The sequence below is a fragment of the Anoxybacillus sp. P3H1B genome (assembly GCF_001560855.1).
Lineage (GTDB): Bacteria > Bacillota > Bacilli > Bacillales > Anoxybacillaceae > Anoxybacteroides > Anoxybacteroides rupiense.
The window spans coordinates 154,209-180,867 of record NZ_LPUG01000028.1 but is presented as its reverse complement, the minus strand read 5'-3'; the positions used below and the strand labels follow the sequence as shown (position 1 = coordinate 180,867).

Annotated in this window: 22 protein-coding genes; 17 read left to right on the top strand and 5 right to left on the bottom strand. The window is 42.8% G+C overall.

Features of this window, described 5'->3' with window-relative positions; all coding sequences use genetic code 11:
• The first annotated feature begins 22 nt into the window (after nucleotides 1-22).
• The 10 genes from AT864_RS16165 (at nucleotide 23) to qoxD (ending at nucleotide 10,295) form a co-directional block, all read left to right on the top strand.
• The gene (locus tag AT864_RS16165; RefSeq protein WP_066150753.1) at nucleotides 23-1,237 is read left to right on the top strand and encodes a branched-chain amino acid ABC transporter substrate-binding protein; all 1,215 of its coding nucleotides are present in this window, start codon (nucleotides 23-25) and stop codon (nucleotides 1,235-1,237) included.
• A 184-nt stretch (nucleotides 1,238-1,421) separates the two neighbouring features.
• Nucleotides 1,422-2,408, top strand: a complete 987-nt coding sequence (locus AT864_RS16160) for a branched-chain amino acid ABC transporter permease (protein ID WP_044745180.1) — start codon at nucleotides 1,422-1,424, stop codon at nucleotides 2,406-2,408.
• A gap of 9 nt (nucleotides 2,409-2,417) precedes the next feature.
• A complete protein-coding gene (locus AT864_RS16155) occupies nucleotides 2,418-3,716 on the top strand; it encodes a branched-chain amino acid ABC transporter permease (protein ID WP_066150750.1) in 1,299 nt (432 codons plus the stop codon).
• Nucleotides 3,697-4,476 carry an ABC transporter ATP-binding protein gene (locus AT864_RS16150; RefSeq protein ID WP_066150748.1) on the top strand — a complete coding sequence of 260 codons (780 nt, stop codon included), beginning with the start codon at nucleotides 3,697-3,699 and terminating at the stop codon, nucleotides 4,474-4,476. The genes AT864_RS16155 and AT864_RS16150 overlap by 20 nt, the downstream gene beginning before the upstream one ends.
• Before the next feature lie 16 nt (nucleotides 4,477-4,492).
• A complete protein-coding gene (locus tag AT864_RS16145; protein WP_066150745.1) occupies nucleotides 4,493-5,200 on the top strand; it encodes an ABC transporter ATP-binding protein in 708 nt (235 codons plus the stop codon).
• 108 nt (nucleotides 5,201-5,308) lie between these two features.
• The gene (locus AT864_RS16140; protein ID WP_066150742.1) at nucleotides 5,309-6,016 is read left to right on the top strand and encodes an RNA methyltransferase; all 708 of its coding nucleotides are present in this window, start codon (nucleotides 5,309-5,311) and stop codon (nucleotides 6,014-6,016) included.
• A 236-nt stretch (nucleotides 6,017-6,252) separates the two neighbouring features.
• Nucleotides 6,253-7,155, top strand: coding sequence for a cytochrome aa3 quinol oxidase subunit II (gene qoxA, locus AT864_RS16135; RefSeq protein ID WP_066150739.1), 903 nt, complete (start codon nucleotides 6,253-6,255; stop codon nucleotides 7,153-7,155).
• Nucleotides 7,156-7,429: 274 nt separating this feature from the next.
• Complete coding sequence (gene qoxB / locus AT864_RS16130) at nucleotides 7,430-9,376, top strand: cytochrome aa3 quinol oxidase subunit I (RefSeq protein ID WP_066150736.1); 1,947 nt, start codon at nucleotides 7,430-7,432, stop codon at nucleotides 9,374-9,376.
• A gap of 3 nt (nucleotides 9,377-9,379) precedes the next feature.
• The gene (gene qoxC, locus AT864_RS16125; RefSeq protein WP_066150733.1) at nucleotides 9,380-9,994 is read left to right on the top strand and encodes a cytochrome aa3 quinol oxidase subunit III; all 615 of its coding nucleotides are present in this window, start codon (nucleotides 9,380-9,382) and stop codon (nucleotides 9,992-9,994) included.
• A gap of 1 nt (nucleotide 9,995) precedes the next feature.
• On the top strand, nucleotides 9,996-10,295 hold the full coding sequence (gene qoxD, locus AT864_RS16120) for a cytochrome aa3 quinol oxidase subunit IV (RefSeq protein WP_066150730.1): 300 nt from the start codon (nucleotides 9,996-9,998) through the stop codon (nucleotides 10,293-10,295).
• Nucleotides 10,296-10,479: 184 nt separating this feature from the next.
• Here the strand turns inward: qoxD and AT864_RS16115 are convergent, their stop codons facing one another.
• The 3 genes from AT864_RS16115 to AT864_RS16105 form a co-directional block, all read right to left on the bottom strand.
• Nucleotides 10,480-11,202 carry an amino acid ABC transporter ATP-binding protein gene (locus AT864_RS16115; RefSeq protein ID WP_044745188.1) on the bottom strand — a complete coding sequence of 241 codons (723 nt, stop codon included), beginning with the start codon at nucleotides 11,200-11,202 and terminating at the stop codon, nucleotides 10,480-10,482.
• On the bottom strand, nucleotides 11,199-11,855 hold the full coding sequence (locus tag AT864_RS16110; protein ID WP_044745189.1) for an amino acid ABC transporter permease: 657 nt from the start codon (nucleotides 11,853-11,855) through the stop codon (nucleotides 11,199-11,201). Before AT864_RS16110 ends, AT864_RS16115 begins: the two co-directional genes overlap by 4 nt.
• A 64-nt stretch (nucleotides 11,856-11,919) precedes the next feature.
• Nucleotides 11,920-12,738, bottom strand: coding sequence for a basic amino acid ABC transporter substrate-binding protein (locus AT864_RS16105; protein ID WP_066150727.1), 819 nt, complete (start codon nucleotides 12,736-12,738; stop codon nucleotides 11,920-11,922).
• Between the two features lie 559 nt (nucleotides 12,739-13,297).
• Between AT864_RS16105 and putP the strand changes: the two genes are divergently transcribed.
• On the top strand, nucleotides 13,298-14,752 hold the full coding sequence (putP, locus tag AT864_RS16100) for a sodium/proline symporter PutP (protein WP_044745191.1): 1,455 nt from the start codon (nucleotides 13,298-13,300) through the stop codon (nucleotides 14,750-14,752).
• A gap of 487 nt (nucleotides 14,753-15,239) precedes the next feature.
• On the opposite strand, the gene ald is transcribed toward putP, so the two are convergent.
• Nucleotides 15,240-16,376 (bottom strand): alanine dehydrogenase, encoded by a 1,137-nt coding sequence (gene ald / locus AT864_RS16095; RefSeq protein WP_066150725.1) that lies wholly within the window; start codon nucleotides 16,374-16,376, stop codon nucleotides 15,240-15,242.
• 112 nt (nucleotides 16,377-16,488) lie between these two features.
• A complete protein-coding gene (locus AT864_RS16090) occupies nucleotides 16,489-17,727 on the bottom strand; it encodes a CdaR family transcriptional regulator (RefSeq protein WP_044745193.1) in 1,239 nt (412 codons plus the stop codon).
• Nucleotides 17,728-18,320: 593 nt separating this feature from the next.
• Between AT864_RS16090 and AT864_RS16085 the strand changes: the two genes are divergently transcribed.
• The 6 genes from AT864_RS16085 (at nucleotide 18,321) to AT864_RS16060 (ending at nucleotide 26,621) form a co-directional block, all read left to right on the top strand.
• Nucleotides 18,321-19,952 (top strand): M20/M25/M40 family metallo-hydrolase, encoded by a 1,632-nt coding sequence (locus AT864_RS16085; RefSeq protein WP_066150861.1) that lies wholly within the window; start codon nucleotides 18,321-18,323, stop codon nucleotides 19,950-19,952.
• 89 nt (nucleotides 19,953-20,041) lie between these two features.
• Complete coding sequence (locus AT864_RS16080; RefSeq protein ID WP_066150722.1) at nucleotides 20,042-21,238, top strand: MFS transporter; 1,197 nt, start codon at nucleotides 20,042-20,044, stop codon at nucleotides 21,236-21,238.
• Nucleotides 21,239-21,315: 77 nt separating this feature from the next.
• Entirely contained in the window at nucleotides 21,316-22,233 is a 918-nt protein-coding gene (locus AT864_RS16075; protein WP_066150719.1) for a DMT family transporter, read from the top strand.
• Between the two features lie 16 nt (nucleotides 22,234-22,249).
• The gene (locus AT864_RS16070; protein WP_066150716.1) at nucleotides 22,250-23,065 is read left to right on the top strand and encodes a glycosyltransferase family 2 protein; all 816 of its coding nucleotides are present in this window, start codon (nucleotides 22,250-22,252) and stop codon (nucleotides 23,063-23,065) included.
• A gap of 296 nt (nucleotides 23,066-23,361) precedes the next feature.
• A complete protein-coding gene (locus AT864_RS16065; RefSeq protein WP_066150713.1) occupies nucleotides 23,362-24,744 on the top strand; it encodes a glycine--tRNA ligase in 1,383 nt (460 codons plus the stop codon).
• A 635-nt stretch (nucleotides 24,745-25,379) separates the two neighbouring features.
• Nucleotides 25,380-26,621, top strand: a complete 1,242-nt coding sequence (locus AT864_RS16060) for an MFS transporter (RefSeq protein WP_066150710.1) — start codon at nucleotides 25,380-25,382, stop codon at nucleotides 26,619-26,621.
• Nucleotides 26,622-26,659: the final 38 nt, after the last annotated feature.

The following is a 26,659-nucleotide window of genomic DNA, read 5'->3' as shown; positions in this document are numbered from 1 at the left end:
AAGTCCAAAAAGGGGGATACGAATGGTCTTCAAGAAAACCTTCTCAATTTTAGCAACAGCGACACTAGCAGTCGGCTTGTTAGCGGGATGTTCTGGAGGGAACAAGGATCAAAACGCTAGCAATGGAGGAAGTGGAGGCAGCAGTGGAAGCAATGTCATTAAGATTGCGACGCAAACGCCGCTTTCCGGTGGAAGTGCGACATTGGGCGAGTCGATTAAATTGGGTGCCCAGCTGGCATTAGAAGAACAGCAAGCAAATTTTGAAAAGCTTGGATTTAAATTGGAGCTTGTTCCTTATGATGACCAAGGTGACCCGAAAAAAGGGGTAGCAAACGCTCAGCTTATTGGAGCCGATAAGCAAATTTTTGGTGTAGTAGGACATCTTAACTCAGGCGTAGCCATTCCTTCGTCAGAAATTTATGAAAAATACAGCATTCCGATGGTTTCCCCAGCAAACACAGCAACTGACGTGACAGACCGCGGCTTAAAAACAGTTAACCGCATTTGTGCCCGCGATGATTTCCAAGGACCTGCAGGAGCGAAATTCGCAATCGAAAAGCTTGGAGCGAAAAAAATCTTCATTATCCAAGACAAAACCGCATATGGTAGCGGCTTGGCAGAAGCATTTAAAAAGGGCGCTGAAGATCTAGGCGCTCAAGTGGTCGGCTTTGAAGGAATTACAGTCGGCGAAAAAGACTTTAACGGCGTGCTAAACCAAGTGCTAGCGAAAAAGCCGGACCTTGTATACTTTGGTGGCTTGTATACGGAAGGTGGCCAGTTGATTAAGCAAGCGCGCGATAAAGGGATTACGGTACCGATCATGGGCGGTGACGGTTTAGACTCATCGACGCTTGTGCAAATCGCTGGAGACGCAGTAAAAAATGTATATATGACATCTGCGGCTGGTCTTACGACAGCGACAGATGCTGGAAAGCAATTTGCCGAAAAGTATAAGCAAAAATTTGGAAAAGATATCGAATCTTATTCTGCTTATGGTTATGACTCCATGGGAGTATTGCTAAAAGGAATTGAAAATGCCATTAAAGAAAACGGAAACAAGCTTCCTTCTCGCCAGCAAGTGGCTGAGGGCGTTCGCAAAGTTCAAGAATATGAAGGAGTGGTTACAAAGGTAAGCTTTGATGAAAAAGGCGACAATAAATATGCGAAAATCTACATTTATAAATTTGACGAAGCAAAATATCCAGCTAAATTGGAGGATGAAGTAAGTAAGCAGTAATCATAGTTGGAAAAGGTGAGGAAGATCATTGCTCCCTTTTCCTTCAATTTAAAGTTTAGAGTGTTACTGGGCGCCTAGCTTAGTTCATTGATGACAAATAAAGAACATTTGTTGTCTGTAGCCATAAAGCTAGGCGCCTTTCTGATGGAAAAGTAAAAGTAGCAAAAACAGGCAGGTGAACAGAATGATTGAACAAGTATTGCACACATTGCCTCAAGTGCTGATTGACGGTTTAGCACTGGGAGCTGTATATGCGATTGTTGCACTAGGATATACGATGGTTTATGGAATTTTAGAATTAATTAACTTTGCTCACGGCGAGATTTTTATGACAGGGGCGTTTGTAGGAACGGCGATTTTATTGACGTTTTCTGGATTGGGTTGGATTACCTCTATGCCAGCCATTATTACTTTAGTGTTGGTGTTAATCGTTACGTCGGTACTTACCGGTTTGCTTGGAATGGGTATTGAGAGGGTTGCTTATCGCCCGTTGCGTAATGCGCCGAAGCTTATTACATTAATCACGGCGATCGGCATTTCGTTTTTGCTTCAAGATCTTGTCCGTTTTATTACAGAATTGAAAAATGGCAATTATATTTTAACAGGACCAAATTTATTCAATAAGCAAATTGGAATTGAAGCCTCTTCAATCTTGTCCGTATTTAATGATGCATCGGTAAAATCCTCGTTTTTCATTGTATTAGGTGTCGCTATCGTGATGATGATCACATTGGACTTTTTCGTGAATAGAACCAAATGGGGAATGGCGATGCGCGCTGTTGCACAAGACCGGGAAACAGCGGCGTTGATGACGGTAAACGTGAATAAAGTCATCGCTCTTACATTTTTTATTGGCTCAGCATTAGGAGGAGCCACGGGAGTATTGTTTGCCGTTCAATACGGAACGATCGATCCGTACATTGGCTTTATTCTAGGGCTAAAGGCTTTTACGGCAGCGGTTTTAGGCGGTATTGGCAATATCCGCGGTGCGATGTTTGGCGGGATTCTCATCGGTTTGCTTGAGATGTTTGCCGCGGCGAATTTGCCGATCGTTTCCCACGGAGTTCTCGGCGCAGAATATAAGGATGTATTTGCTTTTGCTATTTTAATTATCGTATTAATTTTCAAGCCGGAAGGTTTATTCGGAAAAGTGACAGTAGAGAAAGTGTAGGTGATCGACATGAAAAATTGGCTGAGTACGATTCAAGCGAACAAGCGCCTTCAGGCAATCATGATCGGATTGTATATTGTTGTGACATTTCTGAGCTTATATTTGGCTCAAAAATCTGTTATCGCTTTTTTATTGCTCCTTGCTTCCTTATTATTATTGTATTTTACCACATTTTCCAATCGCATCAAATGGCTGGTGGCCGGCTTAGTGATGGTGGTACTGCTCCCCTTTGCCGCTAGCCAAGGGGAAGCGTATCAATCTTATATGGAAGTGGCAACGTTAGTCGGCATTTATATTGCGATGGCACTCGGATTGAATATTGTTGTAGGGATGGCAGGGCTTTTAGACTTAGGATTTGTCGCCTTTTTTGCCATCGGGGCCTACACATATGGCATTTTTGCCACATCGCAGGCAAATAATTTTATGCCGTTTGGACATTATCCTCTTTCTGGAGGGAGCTTTTGGGTATTTATTTTTATCGGATGTCTCGCTGCGGCGTTATTCGGAATATTGCTAGGGATTCCTGTTTTACGGGTTAAAGGAGACTATTTAGCGATTGTTACGTTAGGTTTTGGAGAGATTATCCGCATTATTTTCAATAACTTGGATAAGCCTGTGAATATTACGAATGGAGCCATGGGGCTCGCATCGGTTCAACCGCCTAAATTATTCGGACTGGACTTTATGTATCCAAGCCAATTTTATTACATCGTATTAGTTATTTTACTGGTAGTTATTTTCGCCGTTCGCCGTTTGGAATACTCAAAAATCGGCCGTGCATGGAAAGCGGTGCGGGAAAATGAGATTGCCGCCCAATCGATGGGGATTCATCTTGTGCGGACGAAGCTGATGGCGTTTGCCGTCGGGGCATCGTTTTCTGGAATGATGGGGGTCGTATTTGCTGCCAAGCAAACGTTTGTTGACCCGACAAGCTTTACGCTGCTTGAATCCATTACGATTTTAGTCATGGTGATTTTAGGAGGAATGGGCAGTGTGCCAGGCGTCATCCTTGGTGCCGCTCTTGTGACGATTCTAAATCTCCAAGTGTTAACAGAGCTGACAAACTGGCTCAATCAGCTTAGCTTAAACGGTGTGATCAGTATTCCTGACGCTCTTTCGCCAGCGAAAATGCAACGGTTTATTTTCGGAGCTATTTTGATTTTATTTGCACTTTACCGCCCGCAGGGATTATTGCCGGCGAAAAATCCGGTATTTAAAAAAGAGGATTTAACAGACACATCAGGACATCCGCCAATGAATGCCGGCGTACAAAAGGAGGGGGCACAGCATGTCCATCTTGACAGTTAAAAATTTAACGAAGCAATTCGGCGGACTTGTCGCTAACAGCAACATCGACATGGACGTGGAAAAGGGTTCGATTACAGCTGTGATTGGTCCGAACGGTGCCGGAAAAACGACGTTTTTTAACATGGTGACAGGCGTTTACCAGCCGACAAGCGGTGATATCTTATTAAATGGCGAATCGATTGTAGGGTTAAAGCCGCACCAAGTCACGAGAAAAGGCATTGCTCGTACCTTTCAAAATATTCGGTTGTTTGGGGCGATCACTGTTTTAGAGAATGTGATGGTTGGTATGCATACGCATCTTCATGGCGGACTGTTCAGTACAATTTTTAATTTACCTCATGTAAGAAAAGAAGAGAAGGAAGCAAGAAAAGAGGCTTATCGCTTACTAGAATATGTCGGGCTCGAATCACTATTTAATGAAGAAGCGCAAAATCTGCCATACGGAGCGCAGCGTAAGCTAGAAATCGCCCGCGCATTGGCGACGCAACCGAAAGTGCTGCTGCTGGATGAGCCGGCGGCCGGGATGAACCCGAAGGAGACGAGTGAGCTAACAAAGCTTATTTATAATATGAGAGAAGAGCTTGATTTAACGATTATTTTGATTGAACACGACATGAAGCTTGTCATGGAAATTTCCGAGCATATTGTGGTGTTGGATCATGGGGAAAAAATTGCCGAAGGTACACCTGATGAAATACGTAACAATCAAAAAGTCATCGAAGCTTATTTAGGAAAAGGCGCGGCTGCAACAGCTTCATAAAGGGAGGACCTCGCAGATGAGTTTATTACGTTTAGAGAATATTAATACGTTTTATGGCGGTATTCACGCTTTAAAAGGAGTTACGCTTGAGGTGAATGAAGGGGAAATCGTTACGCTGATCGGCAGCAATGGTGCCGGAAAATCGACGACGCTGAAGACGATCAGCGGGCAAGTCAAACCGAAAAGCGGCACGATTTTGTACAATGGAAAGGATATTACGAATACGCCTCCGCATGTCACAGCTTTTGATGGAATTGCCCATGTGCCGGAAGGACGACGCATTTTCCCGCGTTTAACGGTAAAGGAAAATTTAGAAATGGGGGCATTTTCTGTAAAGGATCGAAAAGTCATTGAGGAGCGTATGGAACGCGTGTTTCACTACTTTCCTAAAATTAAAGAGCGGCTTCATCAAAAAGGCGGCACGATGAGTGGTGGAGAGCAGCAAATGCTAGCCATCGGCAGAGCGCTGATGATGCAGCCAAAGCTCTTAATGCTAGATGAGCCATCGATGGGACTTGCGCCGATTATCGTTGAACAAATTTTTGAAATTATCCATGAGCTCAACGAAGAAGGGATGACAATTTTGCTTGTCGAGCAAAACGCGTTCCAAGCGTTGCAAATTGCTCACCGTGGTTATGTGATTCAGACAGGGGAAATCGTCATGACCGGACCTGGACAAGAACTGCTTGTCAATGAGCAGGTGCGCGAGGCTTATTTAGCGTAGACGGAAAGGGCTCTATATAAAGAGCCCTTTTTCATTTGCTGGATACCTTGAAATTTTGTACAATGAAATTCGTTCTTAGAAATTTTGATAGGAACGAAGGTGAAGCCGATGAACGATCAAGAAGCAAAGGCGTTCATTGAACAATTAAAGCAAGAGGGTTTATTAACAGAAGAAAACCAACCTATTTGGGAAATGATTGTACCTGAGCGATTAAAGCGAATGTATGATGTGTTAAATAAGAGAACTCGCCATATTACGATATTAACGGAAGCGGTAGATGATCCGCATAATCAAGCGGCTGTGCTACGTTCGGCGGAGGCTTTTGGACTACAGGATATATATGTGGTCACAGGACAAGCGCCGTTTCAGCCGAATCCTTTTGTGACAAGAAATGCGGATAAATGGCTGACGGTTCACCAGAAATCGGATATCTCCACTGCTATTCGAGAGTTACAATCTGCCGGATATCAGGTACTCGCGAGCTATTTAAGGGAAGGAACCATTGCGCTTCATGAGATGGATGTGTCGCGTCCCACGGCGCTTCTGTTTGGCAACGAGCATCGCGGTGTATCAGAGGAAGCGCTTCATTTAGCTGATGGAACGTTTATGATTCCGATGCATGGCTTTGTACAAAGCTTTAACATATCAGTAGCAGCTGCTTTGACGCTCTATGACGTGACACAACGGGCGCGGAAGCAGGCGGGGGAAGCGTATTATTTAACGCTTTCTGAGAGAAAAGAACTATATGAAAAATGGATGTGGCAAACCCTTCATCCGCGTACAAGAAAAATGATGAAAATGCGCCTGGGAAAATAAAGCTGATCCTTCCAAAAGGATCAGCTTTATTTTGAATTTGGGGGTTTTTCATATTTTATCCACACAAATGAATATTTCATGAACAGTTTTTGAACACATTGTGACAAATATTTTTCTGATTTATGAACTTTTTTCATAATTAGTTTCAAACATTTTTACTTTTGATATGTTAGAAACGGATTAAAACAATTTCTACGTAACAGTGTTATCTTGTTTGTGAAGGGGGAAGCAAAGCGATGAAGCAGAAGATATGGAAATGGGCTTCGTTGCTTCCGTTATCTTTAGTGCTGTTATTAAGCGGTTGCAGCGAAAATATGCTAGTCATGCGGCCAAAAGGGCCAGTAGCCAAAACGCAATACGATTTAATCCTTTGGTCGATTGGATTTATGCTGCTCATTATTGTCGTCGTATTCGTATTATTTACCGTTGTACTGATTCGCTATCGGGAAAAACCGGGGATGGAAAATTATGAGCCAGAAGAAGAAGGAAACATATTGCTGGAAATCGTCTGGACAGCCATTCCGATTCTTATTGTTACAGCATTGGCCATTCCGACTGTAAAGGCTACCTTTGCTTTGGAAAAGCCAACGAAGGAAAAAGTAGAGCCTATAACGATCCATGTAACAGCAGCGAACTGGAAATGGATTTTTAGCTATCCGGATCAAAATATTGAAACGGTAAACTATGTCAATATTCCTGTAGACGTTCCCGTCAAGTTTAAATTAACGTCCGTTGGCCCGATGAACTCTTTTTGGGTTCCGCAATTAGGTGGACAAAAATATGCAATGGACGGTATGGAAACAGAATTGTTCCTAGAAGCAGATGAACCAGGCTCATACATGGGACGGAGTGCGAACTTCTCAGGAGAAGGCTTTACTCATATGGAGTTTGAAGTAGTGGCCCAAACGCAAAAAGAGTTTAATAAATGGGTCAAAGAGGCACAAAGCACAGCTCCTAAATTGAGTGAAACGAAATATGAAACCATTTTAAAACCAGGGCTCGTTGGCAGAATGACATTCTCCAACACACATCTTGAATGGATCGACCATTCCAAACAGAACAGCCATCATGCGGGAGAGGCCGACGAACAAGCAAGATTGTGCAATCCGCTTGAGGGCAACGGGATAGTAGTAGAGTAGGTTTCGAAGAACATGAAGATAGGGAGCTGTTGTTTGGCGTGCGAGAGATGGTTGGTCAATAGAATGAGGATGTGAGCGATCAACAGCTCCTAAACAATATGTGGCGAAGAGGCTCTTTGTTAGGTAAATGACGTTTTGAACACGTACCTTGCATGGATCGAGCATGCGAAACGATTCGTGAAGAGAGAGAGCGTGTCAGATCGATGAGAGACCGTATCGTCAAGGACAAAGGGACGAAGACGTGCATTCAATGTAAGGAAGGAGGAACAGGTGCATGAAGTGGAGCGAGTTTTTTGTCACAGGGGAACCGCTGATCTATGCAGCCGATGTAGCGATCGTATTAACGGTGATTGGTATTGTTTTCGTTCTTACGTATTTTAAAAAATGGAAATGGCTTTGGGATGAATGGTTGACAACTGTTGACCATAAAAAAATCGGAGTCATGTACATTATTTCAGCGGTGCTGATGTTGTTCCGCGGCGGTGTGGATGCGCTGCTTATGAGGGCGCAATTAACAGCACCAAACATGAAATTTCTCAATTCAGAACATTATAATGAAATTTTCACTACTCACGGTACGATCATGATTTTATTCATGGCGATGCCGTTTATTATCGGGTTGATGAACATTGTCGTACCTTTGCAAATCGGAGCGCGTGATGTCGCGTATCCTTATTTGAATGCGTTAAGCTTTTGGTTATTTTTCGTTGGTGCGATGTTGTTTAATATCTCCTTTGTCATTGGGGGATCGCCGAATGCCGGTTGGACTTCGTATTTCCCGCTTGCTGGCAACGAATTTAGTCCAGGTGTTGGGAATAACTATTATGCGGTTGCTTTGCAAATTTCCGGTATCGGTACGCTGATGACGGGGATTAACTTTCTCGTGACCATTTTAAAAATGCGTGCGCCAGGCATGACATTGATGCGCATGCCAATGTTTACATGGACGATTTTAATCACGTGCGTATTAATTATTTTCGCGTTCCCAGTGTTGACAGTCGCATTGGCGCTTATGACGTTTGACCGTCTATTTGATACACAATTCTTTACGATGGCGAATGGCGGGATGTCAATGCTTTGGGCGAACCTATTCTGGATTTGGGGACATCCGGAAGTATACATTGTCATTTTGCCGTCGTTTGGAATTTTCTCTGAGGTAGTGAGCACGTTTGCTCGCAAACGTCTTTTTGGTTATAAAGCGATGGTCTATTCGATTGTAGGAATTGCCTTTTTAAGCTTTATCGTTTGGGTGCATCACTTCTTTACAATGGGAGCTGGAGCAGCTGTTAACTCGGTTTTCTCGATTACAACGATGGCGATTGCCGTTCCGACGGGTGTGAAAATTTTCAACTGGCTCTTTACGCTTCGTAAAGGGAAAATTCGTTTTACAACAGCGATGCTTTGGTCATTGGCATTCATACCGAACTTTGTCATTGGTGGGGTCACCGGTGTCATGTTAGCCATGGCTGCGGCGGATTATCAATATCATAACAGCTATTTCTTAATTGCCCACTTCCATTACGTGCTAATTGCCGGTACCGTTTTTGCTTGCTTTGCCGGATTGCATTATTGGTATCCAAAAATGTTCGGGCATATTCTAAACGAGCGTTTAGGAAAATGGACATTCTGGCTGTTTATGATCGGATTTAATATTTGCTTCTTCCCAATGTATTTCTTAGGATTAATGGGTATGACGCGACGCATGTATACGTATTCTGAGGGGCTTGGCTGGACGCCGCTTAACGTTGTCGCATCCGTTGGTGCGGTTCTAATGGGAATCGGGTTTATCGTGCTTTGCTATAACATTTATTATAGCGCGCGCTACGGGGAACGCGATATGACGGGAGATCCATGGGATGGCCGTACACTTGAATGGGCGACGTCTTCCCCGGTGGCACATTACAATTTTGCGATCACCCCTGAGGTGAAGGATTTAGATGCATATTGGGAGATGAAGAAATCCGGAAAGGGCTTCGAAATTGATGAGGAAAAATTAAAACCGATTCATATGCCAAGCAATTCCGGTCGTCCGTTCCTTATTTCAATCGCCTTTTTCTTTGCGGGCTTCGGCCTTGTATTTAAATGGTTTTGGTTGGCGATTATCGCAACGATCTTTATTGCTCTTGGATTGATTCTCCGTTCATTTGACGATGATGACGGTTATTATATCAGCGTAGATGAAATTAAACGTACGGAACGTTTGTCGGGAAAGGGGGCATAAGAGATGGCAGAAGCAGCTCATCAGTACGATGAAACGATGCCATTGGAGTATCGAACAGAGGAAAGCCGCCTAAATATTCTAGGGTTTTGGATTTTTCTTGGTGCTGAGGTCGTGTTGTTTGCGACCTTATTCGCCACCTATCTTGTTTTATTCCAACGGACGGGCAGTGGTCCAACGACCAGCGACTTGTTTGAAATTAAAGATGTGATGATTGAGACATTGCTTCTTTTAACAAGTAGCTTTACGTGTGGGCTTGCGGTGTTTGAGATGCGCCGTCGCCGCTTGTCCGGTTTGTTAACATGGCTTTTAGTGACGCTTCTTTTAGGGGCAGGATTTATTACGTTTGAAATTCGTGAGTTTATTCATTATGTGCATGAGGGCGCGACGATCCAGACAAGCGCATTCCTTTCGAGCTTTTTTGTGCTCGTTGGGACGCACGGAGCGCACGTGAGCCTCGGGATTTGCTGGATGATTTTAATTATTATTCAGCTGTTGCAGCGTGGTTTTACTCCAAGAACGGCGCGTAAAGTGTTTATCGTCAGCTTGTACTGGCACTTTCTTGATGTCGTCTGGATTTTCATCTTTACTTTAGTTTATTTGACAGGGATGGTGATGTAAGATGGGAGCAAACCATCACCATGAGACATTTCCTTGGAAACATATTGTTGGGTTTATTTTATCTCTTGTGCTCACATTTATCGCGTTATGGGTGGCTCTGTCGTCAGGCTGGACCATAAAAGCGATTCTTGGCGTGATTGTGACGCTAGCTGTGTTGCAAGCGGCATTGCAGCTGTTTATGTTCATGCACATGACGGAAAGCGACAGCGGCAGAGTTCAAACCATTAATATGCTCTATAGCTTTTTCATCGCTGTTGTTGTTGTCGCTGGTTCGATTTGGGTTATGTGGTTCGTTTTATAATACAAAAGACCGATCTCTGTAACAGAGACCGGTCTTTTTTGTGTATTCGTGTATGACTAAGCTGGATTCGATGGGCTGAGCGGATGCCTCGCATGTCGCGTCATAAAAAATGATCCACTTTGTCCGAAACTCGTCTCTTTTTGAGGTGAGACGTGTTTTCGTTAAAGTGGAGGACAAAGGTTTTTTATAGCACTTTCGATAAAAATGATTTTGTCCGTTCGTGTTGCGGGTTGTCGAAGATGTCGCTTGGCGCTCCTTCTTCGACGATATAGCCGCCGTCCATAAACAGGACGCGGTCGCCAACCTCGCGAGCAAAGCCCATTTCATGTGTGACGACAACCATCGTCATTCCTTCGTTGGCTAACTGCTTCATAACGGATAATACTTCTCCGACCATTTCCGGATCTAATGCCGATGTTGGTTCATCAAACAGCATCACCTTCGGCCCCATGGCTAAGGCGCGGGCGATCGCGACGCGCTGAGCTTGACCGCCAGAGAGAGAGTCAGGATAGACGTTCGCTTTATCTTGAAGGCCGACTTTTTTCAAGAGCTCCAATGCCGTTTCTTTCGCTTTTTCTAGCGTCCATTTGCGGACTTTGACAGGAGCTAGCGTAATGTTATCCAGTACGGTCATATGCGGGAATAAGTTAAAGCGTTGAAACACCATGCCGACTTCTTCACGCACTTTGTTGATGTTCGTGTTTTTGTCTTTTAAATGGAATCCATCGATTATAATATCGCCCTCGTCAAAGTCTTCAAGCAAATTTAAACAACGTAAAAAGGTGGATTTTCCTGAACCGGATGGGCCGATGACGACCACAACCTCGCGTTCTTTAATGTGTGCATTAATTCCTTTTAATACTTCAAGATCGCCAAATGATTTTTTTAAATTTGTCACTTTAATCATTGGTTCGAATACTTCCTTTCCAAATAATTTAGTAATTTACTAAGGGAAAGGGTTAAAATCAAATAAATAAGCGCGACCGTTAAATATGGCTCCCATACGCGATAATATTGTCCCTGTGCGGCTCTCCCCCAATACATGAGCTCCGGGGCCGCAATGACAGCACCAAGAGAGGAGTCTTTTATTAAGACGATAAATTCATTCGCAAATGGTGGAATCATTCGTTTTAACGCCTGCGGTAAAATAATATAACGCATGGCTTGGGTATGGGTCATTCCTAATGAACGGGCGGCTTCCATTTGTCCCTTGTCGATGGATTGAATGCCGGCGCGGAAAATTTCCGCCACATAGGCTGCAGAGTTTAAGGATAAGGATACAGCCAGTGATACGGTAGCGCTTGGCTGTGCAAAGAAAATAGGCATTAACCCAAAATGGACTAACAGCATTTGGACTAATAGCGGTGTACCGCGGAAAAAGTTCACATACCATTCAAATGGGAAGCGAATAAGCCGATTCGTGGACATTTTGCCTAGACCGATGGCAAGTCCGAGGATTGAACCGACAACAATGGAAATAATAGATACAAAAATCGTGATCCCTAGGCCTTTTAGAAAAAAGGGGGCATATTCCTGAATAATATCAAAACGAAAATCCATTCTCCTCACCTTTCTTATAAAAATTGCGTAACTAGCGACGAATAGTTACGCAATTTTTTACCGATTATGATGATTGTTGCTTTAACAAATTATCGAGATTTGGTTCTTTCCCGAACCATTTTTGATAGATTTCAGTATATTTGCCGCTGTCGATGACTTTTTTCAGCGCTTCATCGATTTTTGGCTTCAAATCACTTCCTTTAGGAAACATAAAGCCGTAAAATTCTGATTGGAAGTTTTTTGGATCTTCAATCGTTTTTAGCTTTTTATCAGGATTGTTTTTCACGTATTCGTTGGCGACAGCGTTATCAGTCACAACGGCCTCCACGCCACCGTTTAAAAGGTCCATAATTGCGACGACGGTATTTTCAAATTTTTTAATATTTTTATTTTCAGCCCCGAATAACTTTTCCACGGCTGCTTGTCCCGTCGTTCCATTTTGGACGCCAACCATTTTGCCTTTTAAATCAAGGGCGTTTTTGATTGAACTATTTTCTTTTACGAGAATCATATGCGTTGATTCAAAATATGGCGCTGAGAAATCGTAGGTTTGTTTGCGTTTATCGTTAATCGTAATTCCGGAAACTGCCATATCTGCTTCTTTACCGCTTTGTACCGCTGCGAATAAAGGATCCCAGCCAATGTTTTTCAACTCATATTTGATGCCAGCTTCTTTCATGACAGCATCTAACAAATCAACATCAAACCCTACAATTTCCCCTTTATCCATATACTCAAATGGTGCGAATGAAGCATCTGTTCCGACAATGATTTTTTTGTTGTTATCTCCACTTTCTGAAGATTGATCGGATGATTTGCCGCCACACCCTGCTAAAGCCACAAAGAGAGCAAGTATCACAGCAAATACCGCCATTTTTTTCATTATTTCCTTCCCCCTTTATATTGTAAAAATATAAAAAATAACATTAATTTCTCATTTAGTTTCAGCTGATCGATTTCTTCAAGTGTTTCCTAGGACGATTATCATACTACCAGCATTCGTTTGTTTATGCAATACTTTTTATAAAAACAATTTTTGTAATATTTAGAAACAAAGAGAAGAAGATGAGTTCTTTTAGAATAATATGTAATTGAATTAATTGGTTCTTAAAGCATATTAAAAATGTAAATGTAAAATTATACATTTTCAAAAAATGTTTTATTTCAATAAATATATTATAAATTAAGACGATTGAGAAAACAAAATATATTTTTATAATAGAGGAAGAAATAATGCAATCTAAATACAATTGAATTATTTATTATTTTTTATTTATCTGAATATTTTTTAAATATATGTTGAAAATGCCTAAAAACATTGATTTTTAGCGGCTTTATTGTTGTTATACTACAGATGGAAAAATATGATTACTATTGCATAAATAATATTCTTTCGTTTATGATGTTATTGACTAGAGACAACAAAGGAAGGGGAGAACACCATGGTATTAATTTCGGTCACGATTTATATGATCGGGATGTTACTGATTGGATATTGGGCATATAAGAGAACATCAAATCTCTCTGATTATATGCTTGGCGGACGTACATTAGGTCCTGCGGTTACAGCGCTCAGTGCCGGGGCTTCCGATATGAGCGGATGGCTTTTAATGGGATTGCCTGGAGCGATGTATGTACAAGGCTTAAGCGCTTCTTGGATTGTCATTGGTTTAACGCTTGGAGCTTATGCCAACTGGTTGTACGTGGCACCGCGCTTGCGCGTTTATACAGAAGTCGCTAATGATTCAATTACCATTCCAGAATTTTTGGAAAACCGCTTTGGGGACACATCGAAGCTATTGCGTTTAATTTCCGGTCTTGTCATTATGATTTTTTTCACATTTTACGTATCTTCTGGATTAGTATCCGGAGCGGTCTTGTTCCAAAACTCTTTTGGCACAAGCTATCATACAGGACTATGGATTGTCGCGGGAGTCGTTGTGGCTTATACGCTGTTTGGCGGATTTTTAGCCGTTAGCTGGACAGACTTTGTTCAAGGCTTGATTATGTTTATTGCTTTAATTCTTGTGCCTGTTGTCACCCTTTTTCATACAGGGGGCGTAGGCGATACGATGAACACGATCCGTCACATTAATCCGGATTTGTTAAATTTATTCAAAGGGACCACTTTGCTTGGCGTGATTTCTTTGTTTGCTTGGGGACTTGGATATTTCGGACAACCACATATTATCGTTCGATTTATGGCGATTTCTTCTATTAAGGAAATGAAAAACGCTCGCCGCATTGGAATGGGCTGGATGATTTTTTCTGTCGTTGGGGCTATGTTGACAGGGTTATTTGGAATCGCTTACTATTTTGAGTCAGGAGCAAAGCTAGCGGATCCAGAAACGGTATTTATTAAGCTTGGCGAAGTTTTATTCCATCCGTTAATTACGGGATTTTTGCTCGCTGCGATTTTAGCGGCGATTATGAGCACGATTTCATCGCAATTGCTCGTTACCTCAAGTTCATTAACGGAGGATTTATATAAAGTATGGTTCCGTCGCTCAGCTTCTGATAAAGAGCTTGTTCTTATTGGCCGATTGGCTGTTTTATTCGTGTCATTGGTCGCTGCTGCGCTCGCTTTCAAGCAAAACGATACCATTTTACGCCTTGTCGGTTATGCGTGGGCTGGATTCGGTTCTTCTTTTGGACCTGTTATTTTGCTAAGCTTATGTTGGAAGCGGATGACCAAGTGGGGAGCATTAGCCGGAATGGTTGCAGGAGCTGCAACGGTCATCCTTTGGACGCAGTCGGATTATTTGAAAAACCTGCTATATGAAATGGTTCCTGGCTTTGCGGCAAGCTTGCTCGCGATTATTGTCGTCAGCTTGTTGACGAAACAGCCATCCGATAAAGTTCTTGATCAATTTGACCAATTTAAAAAAGCGTTATAAGGAAACAGCCTTTCCTGAATGGGAAAGGCTGTTTTGCTTTTTGGCTAAGGACCGACTCGGATAGAGTTTCGAGACTCAAGTCGCACGATGTCCTTATCGTTGAACAACTGCTGCAGGTGATGCAAAAGATTTCTAATTCCGTTCCGTTGACATCGGTCGTTGATCTCATGCAAGGAGGATGGACAGGAAAGCTGTTTGTATCAGACTTGTTGTTCGATTTTATTTTTCTAGCGGTTCTCTATGTAGGCAGCATTCTTATTGGAACTAGATATTTTAGATGGCAAGAGCAGAAGAATCCATGATTCCTTAGAGGAGATCGAACGGGTTCCATGTTTCCAGATTTTTGGCCATCCGGCTATATGAAGACGGTTGGATGTTTTTAAAGCGATAATGTAAAGAAGGGTTCGTTAGCCTCCAAACAGAGGCTTTTCTTTCATCAAAAATAAAAAACCGGGTACCGCCATGATCGACGGTACCCAGTTTTGCATTATGCTTGAACGGCAAATTGTTTTTCGAGCGCTTCTTCAACCGATACGTATTCGTAGCCAAGGTCACGGGCAACGGCTTCATATGTGATTTCGCCATTTGCGACATTGACGCCAAGTTTTAATGCGGCATTGTCGGCAATGGCTTGACGTACCCCTTTATTTGCGATTTGTAGCGCATATGGAATGGTTACGTTTGTCAAAGCAATGGTGGATGTTCTTGGTACAGCGCCAGGCATGTTGGCAACCGCATAGTGAACAACCCCGTGTTTTTCATATGTTGGGTTGTCGTGTGTTGTGACATGGTCGCTTGTTTCCACAATGCCGCCTTGGTCGATCGCAACATCGACAATGACAGAACCAGGCTTCATGTTTTTCACCATTTCTTCTGTTACAAGCTTAGGCGCTTTGGCACCTGGAATGAGGACGGCGCCAATCACAAGATCCGATTGTGCGACAGCTTGGGCAATGTTCATCGGATTTGACATAAGCGTTGTAATTTGGTTGCCAAAAATGTCGTCAAGTTCGCGAAGACGGTCAGCGCTCAAGTCGATGATCGTAACATCTGCACCTAGGCCGATCGCCACTTTCGCTGCGTTTGTTCCGACGACACCGCCGCCGATAATCGTGACTTTGCCGCGGCTAACGCCTGGGACACCGCCAAGAAGAATGCCTTTTCCGCCTTTTGGCTTTTCTAAAAATTGTGCGCCGATTTGTGCGGACATGCGTCCAGCGACTTCACTCATTGGTGTTAAAAGCGGAAGCGTGCGGCCAACTTGTACAGTTTCATAAGCGATGGCGATCACGCCTTTTTCTTTTAACGCCCGCGCTAATTCAGGCTCTGCCGCAAGGTGCAAGTATGTGAATAAAATTAATCCTGGGCGGAAATAGTCGTATTCACTTGCAAGCGGCTCTTTCACTTTCATAACCATATCAGCTTGCGCCCAAACGTCTTTCGCGCTATCAATGATTTGCGCACCAGCGCTTGCATAGTCTTCGTTTGTGAAACCGCTTCCAATCCCTGCGTCTTTTTCAATAATCACTGTATGACCAGCTTGAACGAATGACATAACTCCAGCCGGAGTGATTGCCACACGATTTTCGTTATTTTTAATTTCTTTTGGTACACCAATAATCATGGATGAGTTCCTCCCTCATATTGTCCTTACTTGCAGTATACACAGTTTCCATGATTTTTTCTTTGTTTAGAAAAGAAAAAGAAGCAGCATTATTTTGTGGATTTCCACAAAATTAATGCAATGCTTCATATTTGGCCAATTTAATATCGATATATAATTTGACTTTTTGGTTCATATTGTGCAAATCGATTTCACCAATTTCGGCGATGCGCTTGAGCCGATATGAAAGAGTGTTGGGATGGATATTTAACGCCTTTGCGGTTTCATTGACATTGCTGTCGTGATCGAAAAAGGCTTCATACGTTTCGATGAGGTTGGTATGATGCTTCTCATCGTAGGCCTGCAGTTTTGTCAGCGCTGAATTTGCAAATTCTCCTTGCTGTTTTTTTTCTAACAATAAATCAAAAAATTGATAAATACCTAATTGTTGATATCCATAAATGGAAGAAGTTTGCTCAGGAAACTTTTCTTTCATTGATAAAACGGTCAGTGCTTCCTTGTAGCTTTTTTCAATGCATTCAAACGTTTCATAAATGCCGCCAAAGCTGCTTTGAATGCTGTTAATATGGAAGCGTTCCTTCATTTTTGTCGCAAATGAGGAGATAAATTGATTCAATTCATACAATGGCTGATCGGCTGATTTTGGAGCCGCCAATAAAATGAAATCGTTTCGTTCAACGGTATACAGTAGAACTTGAACTTGTTGAGTGGTTTGTAAAATGTAAGAAATTTGTTTTTCTAAATCGCTTGTAATGCCGTTGGCAAAGCGGAAGACAAGAACGGAAAAACGTGGGGCGGCCGGAATTTGCATCGCGCTAAAATTTTCATGAATTTCTTCATTTGTTTTAATATGGCCAGTAAGCAATTTCCAAAAAAATTCTTGCACCCGTTCTTCTCGTTTATTTTTGCGCATGTACAGCTGCAATACTTTATTTTTAGCCGCCTTCGCTGCTTTTTTCAGCAATTCCATATCATCCTTGGAAAGGGTTCTCCCTGTTTCTAGCGCCCAAATAAATCCAATCACCTCGTTATTTTTCCAAATGGATACGGCCACTCGATTCCCGAGACCCACATCAGAGATCGTTTCGACGCGCAAAGGCTCTTCGCTACTTAACAACGCAGGAATGACTCCTGTTTTCCAGAGGCTATTAATGACTTTCTCTGGAACACGGCGGCTAATAATGGTGGCGGTCCGCGCCGGATCTGTATAGTCATCATGGGCGCTGTAGGCGATGAGCCGATGGTTCGCATCTTCAATCGTAATCGGGCATTGCAACAAATCACTGATGCGATCGGCAAACTCTTCAAGACTGTCGAAATTCGCTTTAAATGGATCTTCTTTATGTATCATGTCATCCCCGCTTCCAAACGAAATAATAGTTTCAGCTCATAAGACTGATCTGCCAGTAAAGCATGGTACGGATTATTTTTTGTCTATCGTTAAACATCGGTATGGTTGATCTAGAATCAAACAGAAAAGCCATGTTGATCGTACAAGTCATGGCTGGCAAATTAGGATGTATTTTTATTGTAGCAAAACAGAAAGGAAAATAAGCAATGATTTGTCGCTGTTTTGTAAACAAGCGATAAAGGGGATATTTTCCTAAGATTGGGCGATCGAACAGCGCTGTTTCACAGAACGATGAATAAGTCTGAAAACGGCGTTGTTTGGCTGTGGTCTATAGATAACATTTGTTTAACAATCCCCCAAAAAGTTTCCCGCTCTTAACGGAGTGGGGTGGGAGAGGTTCATGGTTTAAGTTGTATTTATATCGTTTGTTTATCCTCGATATTTGTTAAAATAGTAGCGATAAGGAAACGTGTGGATGGATGAATAAAGATCGAAGCATTCTATGCTTTCTTTATACCATAAGCACAAGCGTACTTTTTCAAAACCACTATCCATCAGCACGAAAGGATGACAAAGAAAAGCGGGGGAAGAGGATGAAATGGCAGACAAAGCAACAGTTAAAGCAGCTGCTCTGTCAGTTAGTGCAGCATGCAAGTGTAAGTCATTCAAAAGCGGAGGTCGAGCTGGCGCATTATATTGCGCAACAGCTTTGTACGCTTGAGTATTTTCAAGCGAACCCATCTCTTGTGCAACTGCATCCGACAGGAGACGGCCGCTATTTTGTCACAGCGCTTGTTAAACAAGAAGAGCAGGTAGAAGATACGATTGTTCTTGTCAGCCACTTTGATGTGGTCGATGTACAAGATTATGGAATTTGGAAGGATTGGGCATTTTCCCCGGAGACTCTGACCCAGTATTTTTATCATCATAAGGAGAAGCTGCCGGCAGCTGTTCAAGCAGACTTAGCACAAGGGGAGTGGCTGTTTGGACGCGGGGTCATGGATATGAAATGCGGACTGGCTTTACATATGTCGCTTATCGAACAGGCATGCCACGGCTATTTCCGCGGAAATGTATTGCTTCTAACCGTGCCGGATGAAGAAGTGAATTCAGTGGGCATGCGGGCGGCTGTGCCGGCGCTGGTTGAAATGGCGAAAAACCATCGCCTGAATTATCGGCTTGTTCTTAATTCAGAACCGATGTTTACGCGTTATCCAGGCGATCAAACGAATTATATTTATACAGGCTCCATCGGCAAAGTGCTGCCAGGGTTTTATTGCTATGGGAAGGAAACGCATGTTGGTGAGCCATTAGCGGGATTAAATGCGAACGGGATGGTTTCGCAAATTGTGAATGAACTAGAGTTGAATGTTGATTTTTGTGAGTTGTTTGGCCAAGAAGTGAGCCCGCCGCCGACAAGTTTGTTCCAGACCGATTTAAAAAAGGATTATTCTGTACAAATTCCGCATCGTGCTGTAGCGCTATTTAATCTATTTTTGCAGCAAAAATCAATGGATGACATTACAGAATCGTTACGGCAATTAACAAAGCGGGCAGCGGAAAAGATTGAACAGCAATATCGTGAGCAAGCTTTCCGTTTTGCGCAAATGGAGCAATCTTCGCCAAGATCGCTATCCATTCATGTGTGGACGTTTGCTGAACTGCGGCAAAAAGCGGTCGAGATGTTTGGAACGGAAAAAGTGGAGAAGCTTGAACAAAGCGTGTTGGCGAATGGAGACGGAAAAGATGAGCGGCAACGGACGATTGAGCTCGTTGATCAGTTAGCCATTCTTTGCAAAGATTTAGGACCGATGATCGTATTATTTTATGCGCCGCCTTACTATCCAGCTGTGAATTCCAGCGATGATCCGCTTGTTCTTTATCTCGTTGATCAGTTGCGGGCGTACGCCAAGGAAAAAGATGATATCTCCCTTGTACAGCAACATTATTTTGGCGGCATTTCCGATTTAAGCTATGTTGGATTGCATCAACCGCTCTCCGCTTTAAGAACGCTCACCGCCAATATGCCGCTATGGGGCCAAGGATATGATCTTCCTATTCAGGCGCTGGCGGAATTTTCTGCGCCTGTGCTAAACGTTGGCCCGATTGGCCGTGATGCCCATCAGTGGACAGAGCGTTTGAATGTGCCATTTGCTTTTGAAACACTTAGGAATTGGTTAACATATGTGATCGAACAAGCTTTTTCATTCAGAACAAAGGAGTAAGCCTCCTTTGTTTTTTTGTTTGAATAACGGGGAATATATCAATATAATGAATGGTATAGATTGACACCTGTCAATAAAGGAGGCTTGTCATGAGTCAATATACAATTTCACAGCGAAAACTTTTAGGAATTGCTGGCTTAGGCTGGATGTTCGATGCCATGGATGTGGGCATGCTGTCATTTATTATTGCGGCGCTGCAAAAAGAATGGGGGTTAACGGCTCAGCAAATGGGCTGGATTGGCAGCATGAACTCGATTGGCATGGCAGTAGGAGCGCTTGTGTTTGGACTTTTAGCAGACAAGATTGGCAGAAAGCAGGTCTTTATTTTGACGCTTTTATTATTTTCGTTAGGAAGTGGATTGTCTGCTTTAACGACGACTTTAGCAGCTTTTCTAGTGCTGCGCTTTATTGTGGGGATGGGCCTTGGCGGAGAGCTGCCAGTCGCCTCAACATTAGTGTCTGAAAGTGTTGCGGCAAGTGAGCGCGGGAAAGTGGTTGTCTTGCTGGAGAGCTTTTGGGCGTTGGGTTGGCTTTTATCAGCATTGATTTCCTATTTCATTATTCCGTCCTATGGGTGGAAGCTCGCCTTGCTTTTGTCAGCGATTCCTGCCCTTTATGCGCTTTATTTACGGTTGAATTTGCCTGATTCTCCGCGATTTACGAAGCCGAAAGCAGAAAGCAATATTCTTGCGAATGTGATCAAGGTATGGTCTTCTGCTTACCGCCGTGAGACGATTATGTTATGGGTGCTTTGGTTTGCTGTTGTATTTTCCTATTACGGCATGTTTTTATGGCTCCCGAGCGTGATGGTCATCAAAGGATTCAGCTTGATTCAAAGCTTTCAATATGTCCTGATTATGACGCTGGCGCAATTGCCGGGATATTTTAGCGCTGCTTGGCTGATTGAGCGGCTCGGGCGAAAATTTGTGCTTATTGTTTATTTAATGGGGACAGCAGTCAGCGCCTACTTTTTTGGCAACGCGGAATCGCACGCCTTTTTAATGCTTTTTGGCATTTTACTTTCATTTTTTAACTTGGGGGCATGGGGTGCTTTGTATGCTTATACTCCAGAGCAGTATCCGACCTCGATTCGCGGAACGGGAGCAGGGATGGCTGCTTCATTCGGTCGGGTTGGCGGCATTTTAGGGCCGCTGTTAGTCGGCTATCTTGTCGCGCAAAAAGTGGGAGTGACCACAATTTTTACGATTTTTTGCATTTCTATTTTTATCGGTGTTTTGGCCGTATGGATATTAGGAAAGGAAACCAAACAGCAGGAGCTAGCATAAGAATTGACAAATAAGAAAAGGAGCGATACTTTTAGTATTATCGCTTCTTTTTATTTTGACAAAAGAGGTAAAATCAGATGACAAAGTGGTCGCTATATATTGGGCTTGTATTCGTGATGATATGCTGGGGAGCCAATGTGGTTGCAATTAAAATATTAGTCAATGCTTTTTCCCCTATTACCATTACAGCTTTGCGCCTGTTGGTTGCCGCGTTGACCGTGCTCGCTATTTTGGCGATAACGCGACAAAGCCAGTCGGTTACGGCGCGGCAGCTGGTGTGGATTGGTCTTGTGGGGCTGTTCAATGTGGTCGGCCATCATTATTTTTTATCAGCGGGTCTGGTGAAAACAACCGCTTCTAATGCAGGCATTATTTTAGGAATGTCGCCGCTAGTCACCGGATTGCTCGCCATCGTGATTTTGCGAGAGCGGCTGGGAGTAAGCAAATTTGTCGGGATCGTTCTTGGTTTTACAGGAGTAATCTTTATTGTGATACATAGCTCTGCAAAGCTCGGTTCCGTTTCCCTTGGCGATGTTTCTATTTTTTGTGCCGTACTCGCCCAAGCACTCAGCTTTATTTTTATTAAAAAGCTGGCGGAGACCATGGATGTAAGAGCATTAACGGCTTGGATGCTGTTGATAGGCTCTGTTATTTTGTTTATCATCGGCCTCGTTACTGAAAAAGACGGTCTGTCCAAATTGTTGGAGGGCCGAGGCTCTGCATGGCTTGTATTTTTGGCTTCTGCGATGGTGGCTAGCGGGTTGGGACAAATGATTTATAATCGGGCGATTCAGCAGCTTGGAGCCGCGGAAGCCGCTATTTTTATTAACCTGTCGCCATTTTTTTCGTTAGTCGCTTCGTCGCTTTTTTTAGGTGAGACGATCCAGATGGTGCAATGGCTCGGCTTTTTGTTGGTCGTTATTGGTGTTTTGTTTGCATCTGGAGCATTAGAGCAAGGGATGCGGCAGTCCCTGCGTAGAAAAATAATGGGGTGAAGGCAGTGACGCGACGATGAAACCATTTGTTTCGATTGTTGTTCCTACTTATAATCGACCGTATCCGCTCGCCGAGCTGTTGGAGTCGTTAAGCAGGCAAATATACCGCCATTTTGAAGTGATCATTGTCAATGATGGCGGTGAACGTGTTGATCATATTATCGCATTGTACCCAGAGATGCGCATTCGTTTGATTCATTGTCAGGCGAATGTCGGTCATGTGGAAGCGCGAAATATCGGAGTAAAAAAGGCGCGAGGCGAGTGGATCATGCTCTGCGACGATGATGATTTATTGCTGCCTTGCCATCTTGAGCGGATGGTGGAAGCGATGGTTGATGCGGATTTTGTATATTCCGATGTGGAAATCTTTCAATATCGAATGGATCGGGGACAGCGCATACCGCTCCGTCGTTTTTTGTTCGCTTATGAATATGATCAAGAAGCCATGCGGAAATTCTCCACCTATGTGCCATCCGGCAGCTTATATCGAAAGGAGATCCATGAGTCGATCGGCTACTTTGATCCTTTTGTACATAATTACTGGGATTGGGATTTCTTTTTGCGTGTGTCTGAGGTATTTCGCGTGAAGCGCGTTGCGGCGGCCAGCGTCTTGTACGCTTTTTCAGACGAAGGGGATCATTTATCGCGACAGATGGACAACAAACGGCAAATGTATTTAGACCGGCTTAGCGCAAAGCATCGCCTTGGGAAGCTGCCAACGAAGAATTTTTGGCTTTTGCTTCAAGAGCCGGAGGTGGCAAAGCGAAAAGCAAACAGTGAGGTTATTTGGGATGGAGCGCCGATCGTGTCGCGCTTAAGAAGAAAAATATAAAAAATAACTCCTGGCATTGACGAACATTTTTTATTTTTGTTATGATAAATAGCAAAATATGATATTGTAACGATGATGGATCAATAGTAGTTGTCCCTCTCTTCCATAGCGAGCCGGGGGCGGTGGAAGCCCGGTGAAGATGGTCAATGAAGCGGCAATCCGGAGTTGCTTTGGTACAAAGTGGATGCGGCATACGCATCAACTAGGGTGGAACCGCGGGAGTCACGCTCTCGTCCCTAGGCGCAAGGCCTAGTGGCGAGGGCGTTTTTGTTTGAAAAAATAAAGGAGGAAAAAAGATGTCAGTGACAATGGATCAAATCGTTGCTCATGCGAAGCATCGCGGATTTGTCTTTCCAGGATCAGAAATTTATGGCGGACTAGCCAACACATGGGACTACGGTCCGCTTGGTACAGAGCTCAAAAATAATATTAAGCGGGCATGGTGGAAAAAGTTTGTTCAAGAATCCCCTTATAATGTCGGCTTAGATGCCGCTATTTTAATGAATCCAAAAACATGGGAAGCATCAGGCCATTTAGGCAACTTCAATGATCCAATGATCGACTGTAAACAATGTAAAGCGCGTCATCGGGCTGATAAGCTCATTGAAACAGCTTTAGAAGCAAAAGGAATCGAAATGATTGTTGACGGGCTGCCATTTTCCAAAATGGAAGAACTGATCAACGAGCATCATATCGTTTGTCCGGATTGCGGCAGTCAAGATTTTACCGGCATTCGTCAATTTAACTTAATGTTTAAAACGTTCCAAGGCGTGACCGAATCAAGCGCCAATGAAATTTATCTTCGCCCAGAAACCGCGCAAGGAATCTTTGTCAACTTTAAAAATGTGCAACGCACGATGCGCAAAAAGCTCCCATTTGGTATTGCGCAAATCGGGAAAAGCTTCCGCAATGAAATTACACCAGGGAACTTTACATTCCGCACGCGCGAATTTGAACAAATGGAGCTGGAGTTCTTCTGCAAACCGGGCGAGGAGTTGAAGTGGTTTGATTACTGGAAGCAGTTTTGCGAGCAATGGCTGTTATCATTGGGAATGAAAGCCGAGAATATCCGTCTTCGCGACCATTCGGAAGAAGAATTGTCGCACTACAGCAATGCGACTACGGATATCGAATATAAATTCCCGTTTGGCTGGGGAGAGCTCTGGGGGGTTGCTTCTCGTACGGATTATGACTTGAAGCAGCATATGGAGCATTCTGGCGAGGATTTTCATTACATTGATCAGGATGCGAATGAACGCTATATTCCATACTGCATTGAACCGTCGCTTGGGGCGGACCGCGTCACACTTGCTTTTCTGATTGACGCGTATGACGAAGAAGCACTTGAAGACGGAACGACGCGCACCGTCATGCGCCTACATCCAGCATTGGCGCCGTATAAGGCGGCGGTGTTTCCGCTATCGAAAAAGCTTTCTGAGGGGGCGCGCCAAGTTTTCGCTGATTTATCCAAATATTTTATGGTCGATTACGATGAGTCTGGATCAATCGGTAAACGTTATCGCCGCCAAGATGAGATTGGCACGCCATTCTGCATTACGTATGATTTTGATTCAGAGCAGGACGGCATGGTAACCGTGCGCGATCGCGATACGATGGAGCAAACGAGAGTGCCGATTACCGAGTTAAAAAGCTTTCTTGAAGAAAAAATTCAATTTTAACATAATCCACCGCACCGAGAAGTCTCCCACCTCTAAACGGAGTGGAGGTGGGGGAGGTTCATCGTCGGGACATTTGCGGTAAGATGCGGTTGAACATTCATGGACTCTCTCCTGAGAGTCCTTTTTGCCGGTCATTTGCTTTTTCACCTTCCTGCGCTTCGTTTGGTGGCTCCGACAAGCGGTGCGAATAAAAGCTCGCAATCCTCGTCGGGGATCACTCCTACACTCTATCCACCAATCTTTCGCTTACACATACATTGTTAAAAAATGGAATAAAGCGATCTCGGCGATGCTGTCGGGGCATTTCTAATGTTTTAAAAAATAGAAATATTAATAAAAATTCTTGAATGTCAAATTTATTTTACGGTAAATTTTACATAAAAGGTAATATTAATGGTATAAAGCAGGGAGAAGGCCATCCTGAGTATTGAAAAAATTCGTATAAAAAACTTTTCCTTTCTTTAATGGGAATATATCCGTTGTAAAATGAAAGGGCTCTTCTATGGGAACTGCTCCTTTTGCTGTTTGGTTGCACTTTCATTTGAAGGAGATCCTCATGCAAGGGCTATTTTTTACGCTTGTCTGATTTTATCCAGCACCACGGGAATAAATAATTCATAATTTAGGGGGAAATGATGAGAAGAAAAATCTATCAAATTTCTATTTTCAAGTCATTGCGGTATAAAAATTTCTTTTTATTATGGTTAGGATTGTTTATTTCCAATATTGGAACTTGGTCACAAATGTTTGTAGAACAATGGTATATTTATAGTTTAAATAAGTCTCCGTTAGATGTAGGACTTTTAACTACTATGCAATTAATTCCTAATACGCTTTTTATGATTATTGGTGGAACTTTAGCAGATCGAATAAACAGAAAGAGATTGTTATTGTTTACCCAAACAAGTATGGCTGTATTGACACTTATTATAGCTACGTTCATATTTTTAGATAAAATGAGTATAGGATTGCTATTAGTCCTGAATTTCCTTTATGGAATATTCGTTGCACTTGATATACCAGCTAGGAGATCTTTAGTTCCTAAGATGGTGCCAAAGGAATTTATAGGTAATGCAAATGCTCTATATGGAGCTACTTTTCAGATTGCATTATTTTTAGGGCCTATAGTTGGGAGTTTTATTACTAGTATGTTGGGATTTAAGTTTACCTTCTTCTTTAATGCCTTTACTTTTATTGTTATTATACTCTGTGTGTGGAAAATGAACGTTCCCAAGGAAAGTACTACTATCCATATTGAAAGTAAATTTTTGGATGATTTAAAAAATTCACGCAGTATATTCATAAGCAATAAAGCAATCTTTATGATGATCATTCTTGGATTTTTGAGTGCATTAATTTCGAAAATTGATTTTTTGCTTCCCGCATATGTAGATACATTAAATTCTAGCAATACAGAAATATTGGGATTATTGAATTCCTCCATAGGTTTAGGTCTTTTGGTTAGCGCCATTATATTTGGAAAGTACGATAGGAGCTTCCAGCAAAAGTCGAAACAACTTCTACTATTTGGGTTTCTTGTAATTTCTATATGTACTACTTTCATTCCATTTATAAAGTTCTATTTAGTTTCTGTCGTCATCATATTTGTTCGTTCACTATTCACACAATTTTGTTCTCTGATTATCATTTCCCAACTCCAATATTACACTAGTGACGAATACCTAGGTCGAGTGATGGGAGTATATAGTTCATTAATTGCTTTTTCTGGACTATTCTCTCTTCCAATATCGTATTTGGTAGACAAATTTTCTGTTGAGTTTGCTTTTATTCTATTGTCCATTATTTCCCTTTTCTCTGTCTTTGTTCTTCTTAATCGTAAAATGAACCAAGCACTTAACCAAACACATAATATGTAATGTCTTGTTCCGGTGTAACGAAACTTAGGCTGACTGTA

Coding starts and splice junctions, on each gene's coding strand:
- AT864_RS16165 (WP_066150753.1), top strand. CDS start 23: ATGGTCTTCAAGAAAACCTTCTCAATTTTAGCAACAGCGACACTAGCA.
- AT864_RS16160 (WP_044745180.1), top strand. CDS start 1,422: ATGATTGAACAAGTATTGCACACATTGCCTCAAGTGCTGATTGACGGT.
- AT864_RS16155 (WP_066150750.1), top strand. CDS start 2,418: ATGAAAAATTGGCTGAGTACGATTCAAGCGAACAAGCGCCTTCAGGCA.
- AT864_RS16150 (WP_066150748.1), top strand. CDS start 3,697: ATGTCCATCTTGACAGTTAAAAATTTAACGAAGCAATTCGGCGGACTT.
- AT864_RS16145 (WP_066150745.1), top strand. CDS start 4,493: ATGAGTTTATTACGTTTAGAGAATATTAATACGTTTTATGGCGGTATT.
- AT864_RS16140 (WP_066150742.1), top strand. CDS start 5,309: ATGAACGATCAAGAAGCAAAGGCGTTCATTGAACAATTAAAGCAAGAG.
- qoxA (WP_066150739.1), top strand. CDS start 6,253: ATGAAGCAGAAGATATGGAAATGGGCTTCGTTGCTTCCGTTATCTTTA.
- qoxB (WP_066150736.1), top strand. CDS start 7,430: ATGAAGTGGAGCGAGTTTTTTGTCACAGGGGAACCGCTGATCTATGCA.
- qoxC (WP_066150733.1), top strand. CDS start 9,380: ATGGCAGAAGCAGCTCATCAGTACGATGAAACGATGCCATTGGAGTAT.
- qoxD (WP_066150730.1), top strand. CDS start 9,996: ATGGGAGCAAACCATCACCATGAGACATTTCCTTGGAAACATATTGTT.
- AT864_RS16115 (WP_044745188.1), bottom strand. CDS start 11,202: ATGATTAAAGTGACAAATTTAAAAAAATCATTTGGCGATCTTGAAGTA.
- AT864_RS16110 (WP_044745189.1), bottom strand. CDS start 11,855: ATGGATTTTCGTTTTGATATTATTCAGGAATATGCCCCCTTTTTTCTA.
- AT864_RS16105 (WP_066150727.1), bottom strand. CDS start 12,738: ATGAAAAAAATGGCGGTATTTGCTGTGATACTTGCTCTCTTTGTGGCT.
- putP (WP_044745191.1), top strand. CDS start 13,298: ATGGTATTAATTTCGGTCACGATTTATATGATCGGGATGTTACTGATT.
- ald (WP_066150725.1), bottom strand. CDS start 16,376: ATGATTATTGGTGTACCAAAAGAAATTAAAAATAACGAAAATCGTGTG.
- AT864_RS16090 (WP_044745193.1), bottom strand. CDS start 17,727: ATGATACATAAAGAAGATCCATTTAAAGCGAATTTCGACAGTCTTGAA.
- AT864_RS16085 (WP_066150861.1), top strand. CDS start 18,321: ATGAAATGGCAGACAAAGCAACAGTTAAAGCAGCTGCTCTGTCAGTTA.
- AT864_RS16080 (WP_066150722.1), top strand. CDS start 20,042: ATGAGTCAATATACAATTTCACAGCGAAAACTTTTAGGAATTGCTGGC.
- AT864_RS16075 (WP_066150719.1), top strand. CDS start 21,316: ATGACAAAGTGGTCGCTATATATTGGGCTTGTATTCGTGATGATATGC.
- AT864_RS16070 (WP_066150716.1), top strand. CDS start 22,250: ATGAAACCATTTGTTTCGATTGTTGTTCCTACTTATAATCGACCGTAT.
- AT864_RS16065 (WP_066150713.1), top strand. CDS start 23,362: ATGTCAGTGACAATGGATCAAATCGTTGCTCATGCGAAGCATCGCGGA.
- AT864_RS16060 (WP_066150710.1), top strand. CDS start 25,380: ATGAGAAGAAAAATCTATCAAATTTCTATTTTCAAGTCATTGCGGTAT.